Here is a 24,032-nt window from a genome sequence, read left to right as displayed (position 1 = left end):
AGAATTGTATTACCCTATTGCAATTCTATTGAGCAAGATTTATAGTCAAATAGTATTAAGGTAATACAAAAATAACTTGAAGAGGGGGGATACCCAAATGAAAACAAAAAGGAATGGGGTAGCACTTTGGTTGTGCATATCTATGCTGCTTATGCTTCTAAGCGGAATAGGCGCTTCTTTAGTGCAGACCTCAGGTAACACGGTCACAGTCAGGGATCTGAATTTTGTGACTACAAAAGGATTCGAGCTTTCGGCGAAGCTTCTAACTCCCAAGGGAATAAAGGCAGAGGATTCATTGCCTACCATCGTGACATGTCATGGAATGTTCAATGACAAGGAAATGCAGGATGCCTTTTTTGTTGAGCTTTCACGTCGCGGATATGTGGTTCTGACAGTTGATATGCCGTCTCACGGAAACTCGGACGATACTGAGGTCATAGATGGATGTCTGGTGGGAACCATCGAAGGAGTACATTATGTTTCCACACTTCCTTACGTAGACAAAACAAAGATAGGAATCACAGGACATTCGCTGGGGGCATTGAACGCGAACATAGCTATCCTTGAGGATAATGCTTCCGAAACTCCCCTCATAAGCTCAGTGCTTTTAAACTGTAACGATGCCTTCTATACCGATGATGACGGAAATTTCGTAAACATTTACGGAGCACGTAATGCCGGTATCATAGCAGCCGATTATGACGAATTCTTCATGTCGGATGTGGATGAGAACGGAGCTAAAACAGCGACCCGTGATTATCTGAACTATAACAATGCCCAGTCGTTTTTACATTTCGGTCAGGATCCAAGGGGACTGGATCATCGTGAGGGTAACACCTTCTATACAGAGGATATAAACGGAGTTACAGCAAACCGTATCATTTATCCTATTAACATGATCCATCCATGGTCACATTTTTCATATCGTGCAGTGAAGGCTACCATAGAGTATTTTGAGAAGACAATCGGTGCACCGAATCCGATCGCTTCCACCGATCAGGTATGGCAGTGGAAAGAGTTCTTCAATCTCATTGGTCTCATAGGATTCTTTATATTTGTTACAAATCTTGCCATTGCGGTATCGAAGCTTGAGTTCTTCCATATCGAAAGGGATATGGAAAGCAAGGTTCCCGAGTTCACAGGCAAAGCAGCTTCTTTCTTCGGAGGACTCGCCATCACAACGGTATTCGGCACATTGACATATCTGCCTATCATGTATGGCTTCAACTCATTTATGAAGGATAATTCTTCCTGGAGACAGAGTACTGTGTTTGGAATCGGAATGTGGGCTATGTGTTGCGGAATCTGTGCCATCTTACTTATGGCTGCTGCATCGAAGAAGAATTCCGGCGAAGCATTTTATACTAATGCAAAGCTCCTGGGAAAGGATCTCGGCAAGACAGTTCTCGCAGCGGTTATAGTAGTTGCTGCCGGATTCCTCTGTGTGACAACAGTTCATTATTTATTCGGAACGGATTTCAGGATCTGGGTTCTGGCGGTAAAGCCTTTTACTTCAAAGTTCCTTCTGATCTCACTTCTTCCTTATATGCCGATGTTTTTGGTTTACTACATTGCGAACTCTGTTTCTGTCAATGTCTACAATAACTACAACACAAAGAGCAATCTCTGTATCCTGGCCGCAGCTAATGTGGTGCCGGTCATCATCATACTGGCTGTTCAGTATATTCATTACCTTGTGACAGGATTTATGGTTTGGACTGATCCGGGCAGTATGTATATCGTATGGCTGTTCCCGATGCTGGTTTTCCTGCCACTGTCAGCGGTTATTTCACGTAAGATTTTTGAAGTGACCAGAAACCCGTATCTTCCGGGTATCATAAACGGTATCATAGTAACTTTCGTAAGCTGCTCTAACACTCTTACATGGGCTGCCAGATAAATCTGTTTCATAGCATCCTCAGATGGATATGACATGATTACAGAGGAAAGCTGAAGAGCTGTGCGGTTCAGCCCTGTATCTTCAGCTGAGTGTGGAATGATTCCCCCAAAGCAGACGGATCCAATATCCGGAATCTGCCTTGGGGGATTTTTTTCTGACTTTACATCGGTACTGATATTAAGTACCATGATATGATATAAGTGTCATAAGTCTTCCTCCACTTGTGCTTGCACAAAAGTGGAGGATAGACTTCATGACACGCCCCACATGGAGCACGTAAGGACGATTTATCGGCCTGAGAGTGCGGAATGTGGGAGGAACGCGAGAGCGCATAGCGCGAAGCGGTCCGCTATAGACTTTTGACACTCACATCATAATATGAGGTGTAAAAGTCTATAGCGCCTGGAAAGCAGGTATAAATATTAACTATGTCATGAGAGGTATGGATATGAAGACAGAATGGATGGGAAAATACAGAGAGTTGGTGGAAAGCATCATATATCTTTGTAACAGCTCCAGCACAGGTTTCGTGACTCCCTACCATTACGGGACTGAATACAAGATAACAGCACGCGAGGCACAGGTCATAGAGTATCTTCTGGAAGATACTTCTGGAAATATGGTTACGGTGGCAAATCGTCTGGGCGTGACGCGAGGCGCATTTTCAAACATTGTCAACAAGCTTGTGGCAAAGGGCTTCCTCGCTAAGGAACATCGTGGAGATAACAAAAAGAATATTTATCCCATGGTGACTCAGGAAGGTGAAAGGATATATGAGCAGTATTCACATTTCATCTATGAATTCTGGTTCAGAGAGATGTTCGAAAAGGCTGATGGAATCCCGGAGAATTATATAAGGACACTGTCCGAGATCCTGAGAGGTATGGGAGAGAGCATGGAGCATATGAAGGAAAATTAATTTTTTGCCGGATTATTAATAAACAAAAAAATTTCGCCGATTAGTCATTTTATGAAGGCTTTTTTCAAATCCAATAAAATTTTAAAGGAGGAATATGGGATGAAAAAGAGAATAGCTATGTTGGTGGCAGTAATTATGGCGATTTTATCATTTGGTATGGTGTCTTTTGCCAAGGGAAATGTCACAGAGTTGAAGTGGAGTGACGGAGAGAAGACCGCGAAGCAGGAAGGCATCAAGGGTAAGTTCGTAGAATTGGATGAGGTTGCCATTAAATTCTGGCTGCCAAATGACTATAAGGCTTCCAAGCTGACAAAGGATGATAAAGAAAATGGTTATATCGCGTATTATGAGGATGGAAAGACAGATGGCGTGGTTGCTGTAGTTTTATTGGATGCAGGAATTAAGTCTTTAAGTGATTATAAGAAGGAACTTAAAAAGATGGATGATGTCAGTGAGATAGAGGATTGCATCATCAACGATATCGATTGTATCGGATATAGAGTAAAGGATGAAAATACTATGAATATTTCTTATTCTACAGAAAGCGGCAAGATCCTTGAATTTACTTTTGCACCTGTCACTGATGACGATGATGATTCTATCACTGTACCGGCTATTATCATGAGCTCTATTCAGGAAACTGATTGATAGTACTTAAAGTAAATATGATATTTATTAATAGCGGCATCCCACATAAGTGAGATGCCGCTATTTCTGTAATTTATCCGGATGCCCTCATGGACATCTTTGGCTTTCTGTCAGGCTTTATGATCTTTCTGCTGATGGAAAGATCCCGTCCATCAAACAGGCTTCCTGTACGGAGACTTAATCCTATCCTGTCGAGATCCCGTCCGATAAAGACACATTGATTTGCCTTTTCGGGGGAACCTGAAATGGAATAGAGGCCGTCTGCCAGATCGAAACGGAGAGTTTCTGCTCCTACAGGAATGGTGCCCTTGGCACGTACTACCTGTCCGAACTGACCTCTGAGGCAATCCTCTAAAAGCTGAATTAGCTGGGCAGGATTCTCCATACCAGAATTGTTCAGTGTGACCTGTGAGAACTCAGTGCTCTCTGATGCAGTCTCATCCACGGATATGGTTTCTGATGGAAGCGCCATAACAGAACGCCACCATTCATCATCCTGTCCGGAATAATGTCTGCAGAGGATCTCTGCGTCTTTATTAATGCTTCTTATAGCAGCTTCTGTTTCCTTAAGTACTTCAGGATCTTCGTTTTCGCATTTTGAAAAGACTACAGTTTTTGCATAAGCTATCTGATCTCTGTAAAGCGCTTCGAACTCCATCATGTTCTGTTTGTAGCTTCTGGGAGCCAGAACTACTATGGGTTTAAGAAGAGTTACAGGATCATGAAGTATAGGTTTTAAATTGTTAAGGATATTACTGAGCTGTCCTACACCTGTGGGTTCTATGATGAGATACTCGGGAGAAAGACCGGAAAAAACAGTCATTACGGAATTGATGAAGCTGTCCTTCATGGTGCAGCATACGCAGCCCTCCATAAACTCCAGAACCTCCAGCTTTTTCTCACCGGAATCGGTACTACGAAGCTCTCCTGCATCTATACTGTTGTTTCCGTATTCATTTTCCAGAATGACGGGAGCAGTGCCTGTACGGCGTATGAGCTCCTTTATAAAAGTAGTTTTACCGGCACCTAAAAAACCGGATACGACGAGAATCTTCATGGTAGAATCCTTTCTGGCCAATTTCAAGAGAAGGAGCGGTCAAAGACCGCTCCGATGATATTTTACAGTGTTTGTATTAATAGGATTTAATGCATGCAGGAAGAACCTGCAGGATAACAGCAAAAGAATTTGTATCCTTCACTTTATCTCTTTATATTATGGGTTGTTGTCGAGGATAACTACAGGCTTGATGAGATCAGCCGGCTTATCCTTCATGAGCTGTAATGCCTCAGGAATGTGCTCCCAACCATGGAATACATGAGTAGAAAGCTTGCTTACATCGAGCTTGCCTGATGATACGAGAGCACCAAGCTTCTCCATGCGGAGACGTCCGCCCGGCATGAGACCGCCGTTGATCTGCTTGTGACCCATACCTACGCCCCATTCTACACGTGGGATGGTGATAAAATCGCCGCTTCCAAGGTAGTTTACATTACCGATCTTTCCACCCGGCTTAAGTGACTTAACAGCGGATTCAAATGTCTTAACGCTTCCGCCTGCGATAACTACGCGGTCAACACCCTTGCCGTTTGTAAGCTTCATAACCTGATCTTCGATAGAGCCGTCCTTATAGCTGATGAACTCGTCAGCACCGTAGAACTTTGCGATCTCTACACACTTAGGACGAGTTCCTACTGCGATGATGCGGGAAGCACCACGAAGGTGTGTACCTGCAACTGACATAAGACCAACAGGTCCGATACCGATAACGAGAACTGTATCACCGAACTGAACATCTGCGAGCTCTACACCATGGAATCCTGTAGGTACCATGTCTGAAAGCATACATGCATCTTCAAGGCTCATACCCTCAGGCATGTGTGCGAGGTTTCCATCGGCATCATTAACGTGGAAATACTCTGAATCAAGACCATCCTTGAAATTTGAGAACTTCCAGCCTGCGAGCATTCCGTTTGAATGCATTGAATAACCGCCCTGTGCCTCAAGTGAATTCCAGTCAGGTGTGATAGCAGGAACCAGAACCTTGTCGCCCGGCTTGAAATCCTTAACCATGGAACCTACTTCTACGACTTCAGCACATCCCTCATGTCCGAGGATCATGTTGTGACGGTCACCAACGGCACCTTCCCAAACTGTGTGTACGTCTGATGTACAGATAGCGATAGCAAGTGGCTTACATATAGCATCCATTGGTCCGCATACAGGACGTTCCTTCTCGATCCAGCCTACTTCGCCGATCTTAAGCATTGCAAAACCTTTCATGTGATTACTCCTTCTTTTTGTTTTTATTTTATAACCCTTGGGGGTTAATGCACGAAACACTGTTAAAGAATTATCAATAACACTGCCAATATGATACTCAAAAAAAGTTAAAACTGTCAATAAAATAACGAAAATAAATTCTAAATTGGTCAATGTGCACAGAAAAGCGGTTGCGGCATTAGTTGAAATGCCATTTCTGTTTTACAGAATGTATTATTAAATCGTGCTGCAGTATGGGCCTTAGCAGTGATCTTAGACTTTATGATCCGTTCAAATTGAGAATAAGATATCTTTTTTTAGGATGCAAAAGACCGGAGCTGAGAGTGATCGGATTTAGAGTAATCGGAATTAGTGTAATAGCTGTGAGAAGAGGTGTATCATTTCATAATTTATTAAGTTGGTGTATCATAGTTAGACGGTCATCATTTTCGCATGATCATCTATCGAAAGTGCTGCATATCAGAAAGCCGGAAATATATGGACTTGGAGATCGACGTACATGAATAGTGTTAAAACAGAAGAATTTGACTTGATTGATTTTTTGAGAAGAGTTGCGGTGATCGCTATCCCGGTGGCTCTTCAAAATCTCCTTACTACCACAGGATCCATGGTGGACACTATGATGATCGCATCCATAGGACGGACCGAGGTTGGTGCTGTTGGACTTTGTGCCCAGTTTTCTTCACTTATGTTCAGCGGATACTGGGGATTCGTCGGGGGAGGAATGCTGTTCCTGTCTCAGTTTTGGGGAGCAAAGGATGAGGATGGAATCAATAGATCTTATGGTCTGACTCTTTCCTGCATGATGAGCGTGGCTTTCCTTTTCTGCATCATGGCAGTGGGATTTCCGGGACTTGTCATGAAGCTTTATACAGATAAGAAGACCATACAGGACATCGGTATCACTTATCTAAGGATAGCCGGTTTTTCATATCCTCTTATGGTATTGTCTATGGCAATGTCTATTCTTCTCAGGTGCACTGAAAGGATACGTATACCTCTTTATGCTTCGCTGGTGGCGGTTGCTACCAACATTTTTTTGAACTGGGTTCTGATTTTCGGAAATCTGGGCTTCAGTGCCATGGGAGTACGTGGTGCGGCACTGGCTACAGTCATAGCACAGGCTGTAAGCATTGGCATCATAACTGTTTTTGCTTTAAGGAACAGACACCCGTATCTGTTCGCTGTTCGGAGGCACTTTAGATTGCACAGAGCCTTTGTGGCTGAATTTTTCAAAAAGTGTGCGCCCATAATCGCCAATGAAGTATTTATAGGTCTGGGTAACATGGTCATCAATGTTGTCCTCGGAAGACAGCCGGAGGAGGCCATCGCGGCGGTGGCTGTCTTCAGAACACTAGAGGGGCTGATCATAGGCTTTTTTGCAGGATTTGCCAATGCGGCATCGATACTTGTCGGAAAAGAGGTTGGCACCGGAAATCTGGATGTGGCATATGCGAGGGCATGGAGGCTGATATATCTCTGTCAGATCGTTATAGGCATGCTTGGAGCCACTCTGGTGCTGCTGCATACGCCTATACTTACACTAATGGGTATGAGCGGGGAGAGCTTCAGGATAGCCTTTGGATTTATATGTATCTATGCGGTTGCTGCTTTTATCAGGATGGGCAACTGGGCGCAGAATGATACCTTCAGAGCTGCGGGAGATGCATCCTATGGAACCATTCTGGAGATCGTTTTCATGTGGTTCATGCTCATCCCGATCGTCTGGATCACAGGAATGATACTGAAGATGCCTACACTTCTGGTCTTTGCCTGCTGTTATCTGGACGAACCCATACGATATGTTCTCATGCAGGTTCATCTGTACCGCGGGAAGTGGATAAAGCCGGTTACACCGGAGGGAAGAGCCGCCTTGAAGGGATGGAAGCCGAAAAGAATAAGAGCATGAGGCAAATGATATGATATAAGTGTCATGATATAAGTTTTTATATTCGATTTTACGGTTACAGAAATAAATCGGATAATTCAGAAGATATAGAATTTGACTTAAGATCAAGGAGGATTGGATATTTATGATACAGGATATTTTCCCAAGCAGATTGAAGAATGAATACATGCATGTTGAAATGAGAGATGAGGATACTCTGATTATATTTGACAGGGAAGGCAGGATCTATCTGGGAGAAAGTGGGGGAGAGATATCTTTCCCTGATGGAAAGGAAATAAAACCGGAGCGTTCAGTTTATCTTTTCTCTCTGGATGAACAGAGATTCTTCCTTTCATTGGATGAAAGCAACTGTGAAAAGGAGGGATTCGGATTCTATTCCTTACGTGAGGTACGCGGACGATTCTCGGGGAAAGAGGTCTACGGGGTATTTACCGCCTATCACCTCTGGAAATGGTATGCCGACAATATCTTCTGCGGGAAGTGCGGAGAAAGACTGGAGCTCGATGACAAGGAAAGGGCTCTGAGATGTCCGAAATGCGGAAACATTATATATCCAAGGATCAATCCGGCAGTTATAGTGGGAGTAATAAAGGACGATTCCCTGCTTATCACCAGATACAGGTCCGGGTTCAGTCACAATGCGCTGGTGGCAGGTTTCACCGAGATAGGTGAGACTCTTGAAGAGACTGTCCGGAGAGAGGTTATGGAAGAGACCGGCGTTAGGGTAAAGAATATCAGATACTATAAGTCACAGCCCTGGGGCATGGCGCAGGATATACTGGTGGGATATTACTGCGATGCGGAACCGGATTCCGAGATCAGTATGGATGAAGGTGAGCTGAAATATGCAGAGTGGGTAAAGCGTGAGGATATAGTTCTTCAACCTGACAATCTTAGTTTGACAAATGAAATGATGAGACGCTTCAAGGAAGGCTTTGAGGTGTAAGTAATATAAGCGGTACTATCTCACATTCTTATTCATGTGACTCTTTAATAGGGGGCAGAGAATAGGATATAATGAAATAGTATCTTTTTTTTGTTAAGAGAAGTTTAATGACTGAAATGTCGGAAAGGGAAATATGAATTTATATGTTTTAGCCGGACTTTTGATCCCTTTTGCGGGAACTGCACTAGGATCCGCCTCAGTATTTTTTATGAAAAAAGAGCTTGGAGAGAAGGTTCAGAAATCACTGGCGGGCTTCGCCAGCGGAGTGATGGTGGCGGCTTCCATCTGGAGCCTCATCATTCCGGCTATGGAACAGTCGGAGGAGATGGGAAAGTTAAGTTTTCTTCCTGCCTTTATCGGCTTCTGGATCGGCATCCTTTTCCTGTTAATGCTTGACACTGTAATTCCTCATCTTCACATGCATTCAGAGAAGGCGGAGGGACCTCATGCGAAGCTGAAAAAAACAACCATGATGGTTCTTGCGGTCACCCTTCATAATATACCTGAGGGTATGGCTGTAGGTGTAGTGTATGCCGGCTTTATTTCCGGTAATACCAATATCACCGCGGGAGGAGCATTGGCACTGGCACTGGGTATCGCTATTCAGAATTTTCCGGAGGGAGCCATCATCTCCATGCCTCTATATGCGGAGGAGAAAAATAAGGGAAAGGCATTTTTAGACGGAGTGATGTCCGGTGCTGTTGAACCTGTCGGGGCGTTACTTACTCTCCTTGCAGCAGGATTCATAGTTCCTGCCATGCCGTATCTTCTCAGCTTTGCAGCCGGAGCCATGATGTATGTGGTGGTTGAGGAGCTTATACCCGAGATGTCGGAAGGTGAGCATTCCAATATAGGTGTCATCATGTTTTCCGTGGGATTTACACTTATGATGGCTCTGGATGTGGCACTTGGATGAGAAAGTGGGCTGTTATTGATTGATGCCGGTTCCGGACAGCTTTGCGATTTAAGAATCATTTTTGGAGGAAAACATGGACAGAAAATGGTGGAAGGAAAGTGTAGTTTATCAGATCTATCCCAGGTCATTTTGTGATTCCAACGGTGACGGAATAGGAGATCTCGGAGGAATCACCGGGAAGCTTGATTATCTGCATGAACTGGGCATAAATGTTATCTGGCTGAGTCCTGTATATAAATCTCCCAATGATGACAACGGATATGATATTTCTGATTATCAGGACATCATGGATGAGTTCGGAACCCTCGATGATTTTGATGAGCTTCTGAAAAGGGCACATGAGCTCGGAATAAAGATAGTTATGGATCTCGTTGTGAATCATACTTCGGACGAACATCCATGGTTTGTGGAAAGCAGATCATCGAAGGATAATGAAAAGAGGGATTTTTACATCTGGCGAGAGGGAAAGGACGGCAAGCTTCCCAACAACTGGGGAAGCTGCTTTTCCGGCCCTGCATGGGAGTACGATGAAAGAACAGATATGTACTATCTTCACTGTTTTTCAAAAAAGCAGCCTGATCTGAACTGGGACAATCCGAAAGTCAGAGATGAAGTGTTCAGGATGATGAGCTGGTGGTGCGACAAGGGCATCGACGGATTCAGAATGGATGTCATCTCCATGATATCGAAAAGGGAAGGTCTTCCTGATGGAAGATTTGATGAAAAATCGGGATACGGCGGACTGGAGAATACCACAAACGGTCCTCATGTTCATGAGTATATAAGAGAGATGAATGAATGTGTTCTTTCGAAGTATGACATCATGACTGTGGGAGAATGTGCGGGAGTGACCATCGAAGAAGCCGGGAAATATGCATCGCTGGATGGCTCGGAGCTTAACATGGTGTTCCAGTTTGAACATGTTGAGCTGGACTATGACGAACATGGAAAGTGGACCACAAAGAGGATAGATCTTCGTGAGCTTAAGAATAATCTCAGCAAGTGGCAGACAGAGCTTGAGGGGAAGGCATGGAACTCACTTTTTCTTGATAATCATGATCAGCCGAGAATCGTTTCGAGACTTGGTGATGAATCTCCTCTTTCAGCAAAGTCCATAGCCACCTTCCTTCATTTTATGAAGGGAACACCATACATATATCAGGGTGAAGAACTGGGAATGACAAACTGCAGGTTCGGAAGCTTCGATGATCTGAGAGACATTGAAGAGATCAATGCTTATCATGAGCTTGTTGAAAGCGGAAGGATGACAGCTTCGGAGCTGATGGCAGGAATCGAAGCCAAGGGCAGAGACAATGCGAGAACTCCTATGCAGTGGGATGACAGCGAGAACGCCGGATTCACAAGCGGAAAGCCGTGGATCATGGTGAATCCGAATTATAAGGAGATCAATGCAGAGGTAGAGTTAAGGGATACTGATTCAGTATTTAACTACTATAAAAGGCTGGTCTCATTGAGAAGGAACAGTGAATGGTCAGAGCTTATAGTCTATGGAAAGTACAGACTCCTGGATGCAGACAGAAGCGAGACATTTGCATACGAAAGAGAACTGGATGGAAGAAAACTGTTTGTTCTCTGCAACCTGACTGACCGGGAGATACATTATCACAATGGAGAATTCAAGGCAGCAAAAGCAAAGCTTATTTCAAACTATGCTGATGCAGAGCTTCACTCAGATATGATACTTAGACCGTGGTTTGCAGCAGTCTGGGAGATTTGTTAAGCATATGCTTACAGAAATTCATTTTTGAAGGAGAGTACATATTGCACACGATATAATTGCAGCAAACTGATAATCGTGATATAGTAGATTGGAAATAAAAAAGAAACTATGTGGTTTAAACGGTAGTTATCAAAATAGACTTACGTTTAAAGGAAAGGGGTAAAACATGAACGAGACATTAAAGGTTCTTGAAACAAGAAGAAGCTGCAGAAATTTCAAGCCTGACATGGTAAAGAAGGAAGAGCTTGAGGCCATCTTAAGAGCAGGAACATATGCTGCAACAGGAATGGGTAAGCAGAGCCCTATTATTATAGCAGTTACTGACAAGGAGCTTAGAGATAAGATCTCAGAAGAGAACAGAAAGATCGGCGGATGGAAGGAAGGCTTCGATCCTTTTTATGGTGCACCTGTCATCCTTATAGTTCTTTCGGATAAGAATGTTCCTACTCACGTTTATGACGGTTCACTTGTTATGGGCAACCTTATGAATGCAGCAGAGAGTCTCGGGGTTTCCAGCGTATGGATCCACAGAGCAAAGGAAGAGTTTGAGTCTGATTTCGGAAAAGAGATCCTTAAGAAGCTTGGAATAGAAGGAGACTACGAGGGTATAGGACATTGTGCTCTCGGTTATGCAGCAGCACCTTCAAAGGAAGCAGCACCAAGAAAAGATAATTACGTATACTGCATTTAATATAAAAGTATCGTAAGGATAATTTTCGCCTGGATTCAAGAATGGAGAATCCGGGCGTTGATTTGTTTCGGGGAATTAAAGGGAAAGAAGGAGATAATATAATGTATATCACGGATGAATATAAGGCGGCAGAAGGAAGATATGACAACGCGGCTGATTTCTATAAGAGAGTTGGCAGATCCGGTCTCAAGCTTCCTAAGGTATCTTTGGGACTCTGGCATAATTTTGGATCCAAGGATAATGTCGATAATATGAAACAGCTGCTTTTCACAGCTTTTGATCATGGTATCACACATTTTGATCTGGCAAACAATTATGGTCCTGCAAATGGTACTGCAGAAGAAAATTTCGGTCATATTTTTGCAAAAAATATGAGAGCTTACAGGGATGAGATCATCGTTTCCACGAAGGCAGGGTATACCATGTGGGATGGACCTTACGGCGATTGGGGCTCAAGAAAATATCTCATCGCATCACTTGACCAGTCACTTATGAGGATGGGGCTCGATTATGTAGACATTTTCTATCATCACCGTATGGATCCTGAGACACCTATCGAAGAGACCATTTTGGCACTGGATCAGATAGTACGCTCCGGTAAGGCACTTTACGTGGGAATCTCAAATTACAATGGAGAGCGTGCCGCGGAAGCTATGAAGATCGCGAAAGAGATTCATTTGCCTTTGATCATCAACCAGAACAGATATTCTATTCTGGACAGAACCATAGAAGAGAATGGTCTCAAGAAGTATGCCGGTGAGTCCGGTATGGGAATCATATGTTTCTCACCTCTTGCACAGGGAATGCTTTCTGAAAAATATCTTCATGGAATTCCTGATGATTCGAGAGTTGCAAGGGATGGAAGATTCCTTCATGCTTCAGACATTAATCCTGAGAAGCTTGAAGCTATTCAGAAGCTTGCGGATATTGCCAAGCGCAGAGGGCAGACATTGCCGCAGATGGCACTTGCATGGGATCTGAAGGATCAGGAGATCACTTCTGTTCTGATCGGTGCTTCAAAGCCGTCTCAGATCATTGAGAACATAAGCGCAGTTGAGAACACTGTTTTCACTGATGAAGAATTAAGAGAGATCGACGAAATCGCTGGCTCTGTCATGGGTAAGCTGGATCCGAGAAGACATGTATAAACAATTAATTCAATGTTGACATTGGAATTAGATTCCTGTAGTAGACAGTCAGGACGAGGATCATGTTTATTGGTTCTATTTCGATACAAACAGCGGTGAAGCAAAGACGGGCTACAATTCAAAGATCCGTAAGTTCACAGTGGGTGGACTTGTGCTGATCATAACTTAGTGTTTTGGTTTTTAGTCTTTTGATCATCAATACAGTGTAAAACAGACCGTTTGCTGTGTAGCGGCGGTCTGTTTTTTGCTTTTTCAGTATATTATCACGTGAGTGAAAATTGAAAAGGAGTAGTGAAGATGTTGAGATTGAGACCGTATGTAGCAAAGGATTCAGAAACCGTTCTTTCGTGGGTCAAAGATGAAGAAACATTTTACAAATGGACTGCCGGTATACTTGGTTCATATCCTATTACAACAGAACAGTTCGGCTCGGTCAGAGAACTAATGGCTTTCACGGCCATAGAGGATGAGGAGATCGTAGGATTTTTCACTATGAGAAGACCGGGGAATTCCTTTGATGAATTGAGATTCGGTTTTGTGATAGTTAACCCTGAGCTCCGCGGACAGAGTTACGGAAAAAGGATGCTTCTTTTGGGATTAAAGTATGCAAAGGAAATATTCGGTGCAAGGAAAGTGACTCTAGGAGTATTTGAAAATAACGAACAGGCTTTCTTCTGCTACAGGGCAGCCGGATTCCGGGAAGTGAAAACAGATGAAATGAAAGTTTATAAAATACTTGGCGAAAGCTGGAGATGCAGGGAGCTTGAATATAAGTGTACAGATGATACTGATGATAAAACAAAGGAAGTCTACAGATTTATGCTGAATAGTCTTGTGTCTTTTTGAAGTAAAAGCTCCTTGCATCACTTTGATGTAAGGAGTTTTTAGCAGAATTCAGGAATAAATGTAGAAGGTTGAGAAAATAATCAGTCTTTTTATACTCTCTTAATAATGTTTATACATGGTTTAGCCGATATGTTGAATTGTAGAGCATCTATGTTAGGTCTTATTATTATGAGAGGAAAAAGAGATGAAGACTAAAGATTTAAGTATCAGAACCAGATTTAATATTACACAGCTAGGTATAACTATCCTGATCGCAGTGATGATGTTAGTGGCATTATCCTCTTTCTATCAGCTGAGCAACATGATGAATCATTTCGGAGCTGTAGAGTATGAGAATACCTATGCCGAGTGTGTCATCAGAAAGGATCTGAACGGAATTTCAAAGCGCTTCCTGTCGGCTCTTTATCAGAGTGATATCGAGGGCAATTCGGTTGAGGATCAGAGGAAAAATTTCAAGTCGCGTTTTGCATCAATACAGAAAAATCTGGATACCATATGTAATAATTCAGAAGATGAGGCTCTGAAAACAAATCTTCAGACTATGTTCTCTACATATTCGACAAAGGCATATGAACTTTTAGACATCATTGAACGCGGTGATCTTAATGCGTCTGAACTGTATTATGACGAGAATTTCAGTACGAAAGATTCTGCTATACATATGCAGCTTATGAATACCCTTGATGCCATAGGTGTTCAATGTGAAGAAGATGCGGCGAATATGATCGCTCAGTCAAAAAAAATGAGTAATACTGTCATGATCGTCATTCCTGTGACATTTGTCATCATCGTCATAGCAACAACGGTTATCTTTTCACTTCTTTCAAAGAGCATCGTTTCAGGTGTCAATGTTGTTGTCGGTGCGATGCAGCATCTTGAGAATGGTTCCTTTGATTTTGATATAGATGTATCAGGATTCGGTAAAGATGAGATAGGTTCCATGGTCAGGGCGGTAAAGCACATGTCTGATCAGACCTCACAGGTTATACAGGATGTATGTTATAAGCTTACGGAGATGGCAAAGGGGAACTTTGCTGCCAAGTCTCAATGCAAGGAACAGTATGTAGGTGATTACTCAAAGATCATCACAGCGTATAGAGATATACATAGTAATTTAAATGATATTTTCGGTAGAATGAATGAGGTCGCAGAGCAGGTAGAAACAGGATCAAGTCATATTGCAAACGGTGCGATGTCTCTGTCACAGGGTTCAACAGAGCAGGCTTCTACTCTTGAAGAGTTATCCGCTACAGTTCAGGATATCAGAGATAAGGTAAAGGCTAATGCTAAATCAGCTAACGATGTAGAGCAGTTCTCGGCAAATGTTGCTGAGAGAATTTCAGCTGAGAATGAGCAGATGGGTCGTGTAAAGGAAGCTATGGACGAAATCGCCAATAAGTCCGCACAGATAGAGAACATCATCAAGACCATCGATGATATCGCATTCCAGACCAACATTCTGGCACTCAATGCGGCAGTAGAGGCGGCGAGAGCCGGAACTGCAGGAAAGGGCTTCGCGGTTGTTGCTGACGAGGTTAGAAACCTTGCAGGAAAGTCGGCATCTGCAGCATCAGAGACATCGGCTCTTATTGAAGACACCATCACAGCTATCAGGAATGGTTCGAAGCTGATTACTACATCAGCCGAGAGCCTCAATGAAGTTAAGGAGGGCTCTGAGAAGTCCAAGGAACTGGTTGCGAATATAGCAAACGAGATGCAGCGTGAAGCTGTCTCCATAGCAGAGATAACCACCGGCCTCGAACAGATTGCTCAGGTCGTTCAGGAGAACAGTGCGACAGCAGAGCAGTCCTCTGCATCCAGCCAGGAACTTAATGATCATGCAACAGAGCTTAAGAATATGGTATCTCAGATAGTGGTATAAATCTGCTATTCAATTGGTGATGCCATGGAAGAACAAACAATTTAAACAGAAATTTAAAAAGAGACGGCCCTTTTGTCAGAGCCGTCTCTTTTTTCGAATTGATTTAATTGGTTCTTCCGGAACCAAAAGCTTTAACAAGCATACCGAAAATGTTTCTTACCAGAGGACCTGCAAAGAAGATCTGCCAGCAGAATGCCATAGGGAAGTTGAAGGCAGTAGTCTGGAACCATACGGAAACAAACTGGGAACCTGCATCTTTAAAAAGTATGGTGGCTGCAAGACTCATAAGCGGGCACATAAGACAAACCGACATAGATGAAATAGCCAGTATCATCATGATCATAGGATCTTTTCCAGGAGTGACGAATCTAAATGCAAGTATCTGTGCCAGCCTTCCTACGAACAGGAGTTCAAGCACGACCGCTATCGGCCACATGATGACCATTTCGGAAAAAGCTGCAAGGAATACGAAATTCTGCAGACCGCCGACATTAAGAGAAATGTTGTAGCATATCATGGCATAAACCATAACAAAAGCCATAAGGCAGGTGAAAAATACATCCTGTAATTTATTCTGTGGTAACATGATTTGATTTCCTCTCTTTCATAAAAACGGGAAGACATCAGTGTTGTTCGTTATCATCTTATAAGGATGTGCGTTTCCAATAAAACCATGAAATCTTCAGATATTTACTTAGCAGTGCAGGATTATATCAGAAAAATTTTTTTCGTGTAAGTAAAATTATTGTTCTCCGTCATGAACAATCATCATTCACATCTGGATATAAAAATCAATCGGATCCAGCTGTTTTACGTAATCCGTATTCAGAATACGGATCCGGACTTCATAAGTCATATTTATAAAAATGCAGTGTAAAAAAGGACGTAATATGTGAAAGAGGAGCCCGTTTTTCATTTTTATTTTAATCTATATCTATAGTTAAATGGTATCTGATCAACCGGACTATGAAAGCATTATATGGGTTCCTCGAAACAGGAACATTGGATATATGAGGGTATAATATGGAGCATAAAGCAGAGGAATATGATGTGCCAAAGAGAGAGGGAAGTGTCTGGCCTGAGGATATATGTCCGGCTTATACACCGAGAGAGGATGCGATTCCCTCCATAAAGGGATGCTGGTACTGTAAATATGCGGATTTTCACCTCAGTGAAGAAAGAGCGTTGGAGGTGGGGATCTGTAAGTGGCCCAGAAAAATCATGAAGTGACATAAATAATTAAAAAAGAAGAACTTTCTTTTTTACATTTACATGAGAAAATGTATACCTGATGACTATGGAAAATAACAAGGAGGCAAACAAATATGGAAAAACCAAGTAAATTCAAGGCAGTTGGCTTTGGGACGATGATTCTGGTACTGTTTCTTTTGGTACAGTTCATAGCCGGTGTAATAGGCACTATTGGAGCAATGGACATGGCTTTCACAAAATACGGAGAAAATTTCGTTTATGAGGATGTAATAAAAGAGGTGACACCGATGATTCTCTGTGCATCAGAGGTTCTTTGTATCATCGCATTCGGAGTATGGTATTACTTTGAATATGTAAAAAAAGATAAACAGAATGGAACATACATTTCCGGCATATCCAAAGTTGCAAGGCCGAAGACATTGGCATTTTTAATTTGCTCGACTATATCGATATTCTCACTTGCACTTCTTATAAGCCATACTGTGGCAGCTCTTTGGCCGATGTCTTTACATATGTTCGATAGTATAATGAGTACTGCTCTGGATACAGACACTTCGTACGGGTTGATAACTATCATGCTTTTGGCACCTGTGGCAGAGGAGCTTGCTTTCAGAGGGGTTACACTTAAGTATTCGAAAAAAGCATTTGGAATGTGGGGATGTATCATCCTGACGATGATTCTGTTTGCGATCCTGCACCTTAATCCTCTTCAGAGTTTATATGTCATTCCTATTTCTATCTTGCTTGCATATCTGGCTTATAAGTTTGACTCTGTAATTCCTGCCATACTTGTTCATGTGATGAATAATTCTTTAAGTGTGCTTGTTCCGAAGGTCTTAAACAGAGATGTCACAAATACGGAAGCTTTGGCTGCCATGATCATATTCGGTATTTTGGCGATAGTATTCAGTGGTTTTAAAACTGTCACGAGCCGTAAGCCGGCATTATCAAATGCATAAGATATTGAGTTTCCCGACACATTTTTTGATCGTGTCGGGAAAGCTTTGAGATAAGAAAAAATCGGGATATAAGAGTATTTTCATATCAGGTAAAGCGATATAATAGAAAAGGTAACTTATCTTTTCTGAACGAAAAAGATCGTGAGTAATCGGGGGTATATAGCTTTTTATGATTCGCATAGCAGTTTGTGATGATGATAGAAATGACCGCGAAAATGTCTGCGGTTTTCTTCGGGAGTATCTAAAGGACAGAGGCCTCGAAGCTGAAGTCCGTTCCTTTGATCATCCTGATACATTAATAACCGAATGTGAAGAGTACAGACCTCATATCTACATTCTGGATATAGTCATGCCCATGGTTACAGGCATCGAAGCAGCAAGAGAGCTTAGATGGAATCAGCCTGAGGCACAGATCATTTTCGCCACATCTGAGAGTTCCTATGCATTGGAATCCTTCGATGTAAATCCCATAAACTATATCATGAAGCCGGTTGATAAGGATAAGCTTTTTGCGACCCTTGATCTCGCCATGTCAAGAGTCAAAGAGGAGGATGAAGCCTCTTTGACAGTGAAGATAAAGGGTGGTTATAAGACTCTCAGGACCCGTGAGATAATGTATGTGGATTACAGGAATCACGTGGTTTCCTATCATCTTTCAAAAGGAGAAGAGGTACAGACTCCGACCCTTAGAATAGGTTTTTCGGAGTATATTGATGATAATCTTTCACAGGATGATTTTGTAAGGTGTCATGAATCAGTCGCTGTCAATATAGCGGCCATAGATAAGCTTACAAAAACATCCATCACTCTTCGGAACAAGGAGGAGGTTCCGGTCTCTAAGAGCCGCTATGCAGAAGTTGCTGAAAGGTATCTGGATTACAGATTATGATAAATATTCATACACTTTTGATGATCATTTTATATGTAAGCGTGTTTGCTTTGTTCTATGAATGCCGGATAGTATTCAGAAGCATGAAGAACAAGCTTCACGCTTATCTTCTTTTTAGTTGCGTTTCTGGTCTTATTAACAGTCTGGGATATGTACTTCAGTTCAGCGCAACAAGTTTTGAAGCCTTCAGGACAGCACTTAAGTTCTCATATGCGGGACGTATATGGCTTGCCTTTTCTCTTTTTATGTTCACGGCGGAGTTCTGTCATATCAGGCTGCCGGAGCTTGTGAAAAAGGTGCTCTCACTGATTCATATAGGTATATACATAACTATACTGACTATGGAGTTCAACAGCCTGTACTACGAAAATATCGGATTCGAGATGGATGGACAGTATCCGGTGTTCTATCGTGATAATGGAATCGCCCACCACCTTCTCATGCAGCTGCAGGTTTTCTATATCCTGTGCGCATTCATATGGCTCATTCAGTCGTTGAAAAAGCACAAGGGTAGAGTTGCCAGATGGAGACATTGGACAGTAATTGCAGCTATCTTTATTCAGGCTGCATTTTACATGGCACAGATAGCAGGAGTGTTCTCGGTTTCACGATATTTCGATCTGACCATAATGGGTAATGTCATACTCACGGCATTTATGTATATAGCCATCTTCAGGTATAATCTCTTAGGTGTAATAGACATCGCAAGAGACTACATGATAGACAAGCTCTCAGAAGGTGTCATAGCTGTTGATAATGATGGAAAGGTACAGTATTACAACGAGCCTGCTTTAAAACTGTTTCCAGTGTTGAAAACAGATGCGAAAAAGGCAGTGAATGAAATAAAGGATGCCATCGATCATGGGGATACCATTAATCGTCATAATCGAATTTATGTACCGGAAGAGAATGAGCTTTCAGGCGGCGGCGAGATTCTGGGGAAGCTTTATTCCATGGTGGATTCCACGGAGTTAAAGAAAAATGAATATAAATTGAAGGCTGATGCTGAAATTCTTCAGATCGCTGCCGGCACCATGAAGGACAGATTGCTTACCACAGAAGAGCTTATGAAGCAGGACAGAGCCATGAGACACGACAGGAGACATTTCGAATCCCTGATTCTTTCTCTTCTTCAGGAGGGTAATGCTGATGAAGCCATGAATTGTCTGAATGAGCGGCTTTCGCAGGAACCCCATTCTATGGTGAAGTACTGTGAGAATACGACCGTCAATGCCGCCATCACCCATTATGTTTCGGTGGCGGAAAGAGAAAATATCAGAGTCGATGTGAAGACCAATATTCCTTCGGATCCAGGTGTGGATGATATGAAGCTGGCTATCGCTGTCAGCAATCTGATAGAAAATGCCATTCACGCCTGTGAGAAGCTCCCGGAACAGGACAGATTCATAGGCATTACCGCGAGATATAAGGAACAGCTTCTTTTGGAGATAGTAAATGCCTGCGAAAAGAAGGCAGAGCTTGATGAGGACGGTCATCCCTATTCAGATGAGGATGGACATGGCATAGGGACCAGAAGTGTTCTCGCGTTTGTGGAAGAGACTGACAGTGAGATCATGTACGTTGCGGAAGAAAAGCGGTTTAAGGTCAGAATGATAGTAGGATGATGTTTCGTACTTACCTACAAAGAATAACGGGAATCAGGGCAGTGTCCCTGATTCCCGTTATTTTCATCCTACATGTCTGTCTATATATTTGTTTACAGTTTCTTTTATCTTTTTGAATTTCTCTTTGGTATCAGGAACATCGCTTCGGAAATCAAGCATCTGGTCGAGATATCCCTGCTGACGAACTTCTATAAAGCTTTGTTTATAGACCAGTCCGTAAACAAAGGCAATATGTCCGATGATATAGTCAGCAGGAGTTTTTGAATGATCTCTGTCAACATTATGTTCTGAGACAATGTCTTTATACACATCCTGAGATATGGTTGAAGCTCTGAAATCATTTTCCGGAATATCGTATATTTCTGATCTCGGAGTGATGCAGTTGACTTTAATAATGTCTACCTTATCCGCATCTCTCAGAAGGTTCACGAAAAGAAGTTCTCTTTCACTAAGAGAATCCGGAAGTATGTAAACGTTATGAAGACGTATCACTTTTTCCAGAAGTTCATCTTCTGATGAGTCATCAGTGAACATACGGATATTTCCGTCCACAAAGAGAATATCCGCGCTGAGTGCTGCGTGGTTGCAGGAGATCTTATCCTTGAATGTATGATATCTTCTGAGCTGTTCGAAGCGTCCGATGTCATGAAGCATACCGGAAAGCCATGCTATGTCACGGTCCTCCTGTGACAGGTGAAGAGAGTCGGATATTTTATCACAGATCTCTGCGACTCTATAGGTGTGATCTATCTTAAGCTTTACCTTTATATCAGACACATCATAGGCTGAAGTGTATCTGTCAAAAGCAGAAAGTACCTGTTCTCTGTTTATAAGCATCTTGTTCTCCATTCCGCCGCCCTTTTGATGTCGGCACAAATCGTGATGAAAACTGTTTTTCATCCTGTATTCTAAAGAATCAATACAAAAACATCATGATATTAGCACAGTTCATGTAAAAAAGATATCGGTCAGGTTCCGGCTTTCTCATCAAGGAAGAGATGATAAAGAGCACAAACTCATATGGTATGTGATAATGCAATAAGTCAGAAAGAGCAGTTATCGGGAGATAACTGCTCTTTCTGTAAGGTTTATACTTGATAATTATTTTCCAACTTTATATTTTTTTGATATTTATGTTCCAGGATCACCTTGCCAGTGCAAGTTTTCCGAGGGCATCTGCCTGCATGATGGCATCAAACATCTCACAAGGCTGAACATCACCTGCCAGATTGTGGATGGTCTCACCAGGAACACATGCATTCTCCGCGATGGTACGAACCTGTTCTTCAGTTGTTATGCCGATCTGTTCGAGAGTTACAGGAAGACCTACCTCAAGGCAGAAGCTCTGTACATCATCGAATTCCTCTTTAGGAGCACCTTCAAGTACCAGCTGTACCAGTGTTCCCAAAGCTACGCAGTCACCGTGATCAGCATGCTTACATCCTACAGAGGTGACACCATTATAGAAAGAATGAGCGGCTGCACAGTTTACATTGTCTGCACCGACACCTGAGAGATAGACATTGGCCTCGATGATATACTCGAGGGCAGGAGTTACAGCGTGGAGCTTACATGCCTCGATAGCCTGTTTTCCATACTGTCTTAATGTCTCGTAGCAAAGCTTTGCAAGTGCCTGACCGGCTCTCGTGATTCCGGTACCTTCCAGACTTGATGACTCGGTACGGATAGATGCCCTTCCTTCGAAATAGGTTCCCAGTGCATCACCCATTCCGGACACAAGGAAATGAACAGGTGCGTTGGCGATGACATTGCAGTCTACCATTACTGCATCAGGATTTGTGGGATAGAAAAGATACTTGTCGAAGCTGTGATCATCGTTGTAGATTACGGAAAGACCGGTACATGGAGCATCTGTAGCAGCAACAGTAGGAACTATAACAATGTGCTTTCCTGTATAGTAAGCTGTAGCCTTTGCTGTATCAACAGCACTTCCGCCACCTATGGCAACAACTACATCGATGTTGTCGGTCTTGACGATATCCTCCATTTTCTTTATCTCACCGTTGCTGGAGATACCGCTGAATATTTCATAACGTCTGTAATCGTCGTGATCACCAAAGCTTGCCTCGATCTTGTCGTGACATGCCTTATAACCACTGTTGGAGCATACGAAAAGCCAACGCTTTCCCATATAGCTCATTTCATCGTAAAACTTGTTCAATGCGTTTCGCCCCTGAACGTACTTTAGTGGTTCGCGCATTGCTCTTAATCTGCCCATCATAATAATTGTTCCTCCTACAGTCATCTGTTTGTGGTGGTCAGGTACCTTTAATCAGGAAAGGACCAGCCGTTTTGATGTAATGGTTAAATGTTTAACAATGCATATATAAATTTTAGACCTGTGAAAAAAGGGATACAATAGTTTTATTGTACAAAATGACAAACATTTAACGAGCGTACTGGAACAGATAGGTACCAATAGCTCTTCCTATGTGACTAACCTAAAGGAAATGGGCATTGAAAAGATAAGTTTGATGCGATGGCGGATGATGCCATGAAGAGCTGAAACATAGCGGCCAGTGCCTGATATGTGCAAAACCGGTTGAAATCAGTTTGATTTCAGCCGGTTCTTTTTTATATTAATAAACGTCGTTATCTTTCCATAAGAATTGAAGGTTGTTGCTTGCAAATATATTTAACCAATCGTCTGAAGGCTTTGAATTAGTAATAATCCCGTCTAATATTGAAAAATCATGAATTAAAAAATTCCCATCATCATCAAATTTTGTATTATCAGCTAAAAGATATCTTTTTTTTGAATGAGTCAGCATTGCTTCACGGACATATTTTTGCTGTATATAGCTATCTAGCATACCTAAATTCTGATCTAATGCGCTGCAACTGATAAAAGCCTTGTCAGCATAAAAGCCTTGAATTTGGCTTATTGCTGTAGGTCCAACAAATGACCTTGAGCGTTCTTTATAGATTCCACCGATGACGATAAGTTTCGCAGTCATGTTATTCTTATTAAACAAACTAACTATATTGTGCGAATTAGTAATTATAGTAACCGGAATATGCATGTTGATAATAGTTTCAGCCAGACTTAAACATGTTGTACTAGAGTCTATCATTATAATATCATCGGGTTGAATGAAATTATGAGCAGCAATAATTCCAATATGTCTTTTTTCATCAGGTATTAATTGGGCTCGTAAAGAAATAGGTGCACCTTTGTCATCCTCAGAAGAAATAAGATAAGCCCCTCCATGTGTTCGCTTCAATTTTCCGGCTTCTTCCATTTCCTGAAGGTCTCTTCGAATGGTTTGATCGCTACAATTAAGGTCTTTGCAAAGATTAACAATTAATATACTTCCTTCTGTAAGAAGCTTATCCATAATATAATTTTGACGTTCAAGTTTTATCATATCTAACCCTCTCTTCATTTCATTATACTACTCAATGGCAAAAATGTCTGTATCAACATTTTCCGACTAGCAAAATGTGTATTTTGCACAAATAGGTGTCGCGCCGAATGGGCTAAAGGCACGTATCAGTC

Annotated in this window: 21 protein-coding genes; 15 read left to right on the top strand and 6 right to left on the bottom strand. The window is 42.3% G+C overall.

The window, feature by feature from the left end; all coding sequences use genetic code 11:
• The first annotated feature begins 97 nt into the window (after nt 1–97).
• The 3 genes from BXO88_RS06285 (at nt 98) to BXO88_RS06275 (ending at nt 3,467) form a co-directional block, all read left to right on the top strand.
• Nucleotides 98–1,900 carry an alpha/beta hydrolase gene (locus BXO88_RS06285; RefSeq protein ID WP_078036899.1) on the top strand — a complete coding sequence of 601 codons (1,803 nt, stop codon included), beginning with the start codon at nt 98–100 and terminating at the stop codon, nt 1,898–1,900.
• A gap of 448 nt (nt 1,901–2,348) precedes the next feature.
• Complete coding sequence (locus BXO88_RS06280) at nt 2,349–2,819, top strand: MarR family winged helix-turn-helix transcriptional regulator (RefSeq protein ID WP_078036898.1); 471 nt, start codon at nt 2,349–2,351, stop codon at nt 2,817–2,819.
• Between the two features lie 99 nt (nt 2,820–2,918).
• Complete coding sequence (locus BXO88_RS06275; RefSeq protein ID WP_078036897.1) at nt 2,919–3,467, top strand: hypothetical protein; 549 nt, start codon at nt 2,919–2,921, stop codon at nt 3,465–3,467.
• Between the two features lie 73 nt (nt 3,468–3,540).
• Here BXO88_RS06275 and BXO88_RS06270 read toward each other — a convergent pair whose 3' ends face one another.
• Nucleotides 3,541–4,524 carry a GTP-binding protein gene (locus tag BXO88_RS06270; RefSeq protein WP_139355526.1) on the bottom strand — a complete coding sequence of 328 codons (984 nt, stop codon included), beginning with the start codon at nt 4,522–4,524 and terminating at the stop codon, nt 3,541–3,543.
• 156 nt (nt 4,525–4,680) lie between these two features.
• Nucleotides 4,681–5,748 carry an NAD(P)-dependent alcohol dehydrogenase gene (locus BXO88_RS06265; protein WP_078036895.1) on the bottom strand — a complete coding sequence of 356 codons (1,068 nt, stop codon included), beginning with the start codon at nt 5,746–5,748 and terminating at the stop codon, nt 4,681–4,683.
• Nucleotides 5,749–6,247: 499 nt separating this feature from the next.
• Here BXO88_RS06265 and BXO88_RS06260 point away from each other — a divergent pair, with 499 nt between their 5' ends.
• The 8 genes from BXO88_RS06260 (at nt 6,248) to BXO88_RS06225 (ending at nt 15,827) form a co-directional block, all read left to right on the top strand.
• Entirely contained in the window at nt 6,248–7,657 is a 1,410-nt protein-coding gene (locus BXO88_RS06260) for an MATE family efflux transporter (protein ID WP_078036894.1), read from the top strand.
• 124 nt (nt 7,658–7,781) lie between these two features.
• Nucleotides 7,782–8,603 (top strand): NAD(+) diphosphatase, encoded by an 822-nt coding sequence (gene nudC / locus BXO88_RS06255; protein WP_078036893.1) that lies wholly within the window; start codon nt 7,782–7,784, stop codon nt 8,601–8,603.
• Between the two features lie 133 nt (nt 8,604–8,736).
• Nucleotides 8,737–9,519, top strand: coding sequence for a ZIP family metal transporter (locus BXO88_RS06250; RefSeq protein ID WP_078036892.1), 783 nt, complete (start codon nt 8,737–8,739; stop codon nt 9,517–9,519).
• 73 nt (nt 9,520–9,592) lie between these two features.
• On the top strand, nt 9,593–11,260 hold the full coding sequence (locus BXO88_RS06245; protein ID WP_078036891.1) for a glycoside hydrolase family 13 protein: 1,668 nt from the start codon (nt 9,593–9,595) through the stop codon (nt 11,258–11,260).
• A 166-nt stretch (nt 11,261–11,426) separates the two neighbouring features.
• On the top strand, nt 11,427–11,951 hold the full coding sequence (locus BXO88_RS06240) for a nitroreductase (RefSeq protein ID WP_078036890.1): 525 nt from the start codon (nt 11,427–11,429) through the stop codon (nt 11,949–11,951).
• Nucleotides 11,952–12,052: 101 nt separating this feature from the next.
• Nucleotides 12,053–13,099 carry an aldo/keto reductase gene (locus tag BXO88_RS06235; RefSeq protein ID WP_078036889.1) on the top strand — a complete coding sequence of 349 codons (1,047 nt, stop codon included), beginning with the start codon at nt 12,053–12,055 and terminating at the stop codon, nt 13,097–13,099.
• A 297-nt stretch (nt 13,100–13,396) separates the two neighbouring features.
• Nucleotides 13,397–13,945, top strand: a complete 549-nt coding sequence (locus BXO88_RS06230; RefSeq protein WP_078036888.1) for a GNAT family N-acetyltransferase — start codon at nt 13,397–13,399, stop codon at nt 13,943–13,945.
• A 184-nt stretch (nt 13,946–14,129) separates the two neighbouring features.
• A complete protein-coding gene (locus tag BXO88_RS06225) occupies nt 14,130–15,827 on the top strand; it encodes a methyl-accepting chemotaxis protein (protein WP_078036887.1) in 1,698 nt (565 codons plus the stop codon).
• A gap of 103 nt (nt 15,828–15,930) precedes the next feature.
• On the opposite strand, the gene BXO88_RS06220 is transcribed toward BXO88_RS06225, so the two are convergent.
• Entirely contained in the window at nt 15,931–16,413 is a 483-nt protein-coding gene (locus tag BXO88_RS06220; protein WP_078036886.1) for a DUF2798 domain-containing protein, read from the bottom strand.
• A 437-nt stretch (nt 16,414–16,850) separates the two neighbouring features.
• Between BXO88_RS06220 and BXO88_RS06215 the strand changes: the two genes are divergently transcribed.
• The 4 genes from BXO88_RS06215 (at nt 16,851) to BXO88_RS06200 (ending at nt 20,512) form a co-directional block, all read left to right on the top strand.
• Nucleotides 16,851–17,057 carry a hypothetical protein gene (locus tag BXO88_RS06215; RefSeq protein ID WP_078036885.1) on the top strand — a complete coding sequence of 69 codons (207 nt, stop codon included), beginning with the start codon at nt 16,851–16,853 and terminating at the stop codon, nt 17,055–17,057.
• A 95-nt stretch (nt 17,058–17,152) separates the two neighbouring features.
• Nucleotides 17,153–17,998: a CPBP family intramembrane glutamic endopeptidase gene (locus BXO88_RS06210; protein WP_078036884.1), complete on the top strand. Its 846-nt coding sequence runs from the start codon at nt 17,153–17,155 to the stop codon at nt 17,996–17,998.
• Between the two features lie 169 nt (nt 17,999–18,167).
• Entirely contained in the window at nt 18,168–18,887 is a 720-nt protein-coding gene (locus BXO88_RS06205) for a LytR/AlgR family response regulator transcription factor (RefSeq protein WP_078036883.1), read from the top strand.
• Nucleotides 18,884–20,512, top strand: a complete 1,629-nt coding sequence (locus BXO88_RS06200; RefSeq protein ID WP_078036882.1) for an ATP-binding protein — start codon at nt 18,884–18,886, stop codon at nt 20,510–20,512. The genes BXO88_RS06205 and BXO88_RS06200 overlap by 4 nt, the downstream gene beginning before the upstream one ends.
• A 63-nt stretch (nt 20,513–20,575) precedes the next feature.
• Here BXO88_RS06200 and BXO88_RS06195 read toward each other — a convergent pair whose 3' ends face one another.
• The 3 genes from BXO88_RS06195 to BXO88_RS06185 form a co-directional block, all read right to left on the bottom strand.
• Nucleotides 20,576–21,349 (bottom strand): HD domain-containing protein, encoded by a 774-nt coding sequence (locus BXO88_RS06195; protein WP_168171633.1) that lies wholly within the window; start codon nt 21,347–21,349, stop codon nt 20,576–20,578.
• A 307-nt stretch (nt 21,350–21,656) separates the two neighbouring features.
• Nucleotides 21,657–22,751, bottom strand: a complete 1,095-nt coding sequence (locus BXO88_RS06190) for a glycerol dehydrogenase (RefSeq protein ID WP_078036931.1) — start codon at nt 22,749–22,751, stop codon at nt 21,657–21,659.
• A 361-nt stretch (nt 22,752–23,112) separates the two neighbouring features.
• The gene (locus tag BXO88_RS06185; RefSeq protein WP_168171632.1) at nt 23,113–23,901 is read right to left on the bottom strand and encodes a DeoR/GlpR family DNA-binding transcription regulator; all 789 of its coding nucleotides are present in this window, start codon (nt 23,899–23,901) and stop codon (nt 23,113–23,115) included.
• Between the last annotated feature and the right edge of the window lie 131 nt (nt 23,902–24,032).

This window comes from Oribacterium sp. C9 (assembly GCF_002007235.1).
GTDB lineage: Bacteria > Bacillota > Clostridia > Lachnospirales > Lachnospiraceae > Oribacterium.
This window is presented reverse-complemented; position numbering and strand designations above follow the sequence as displayed.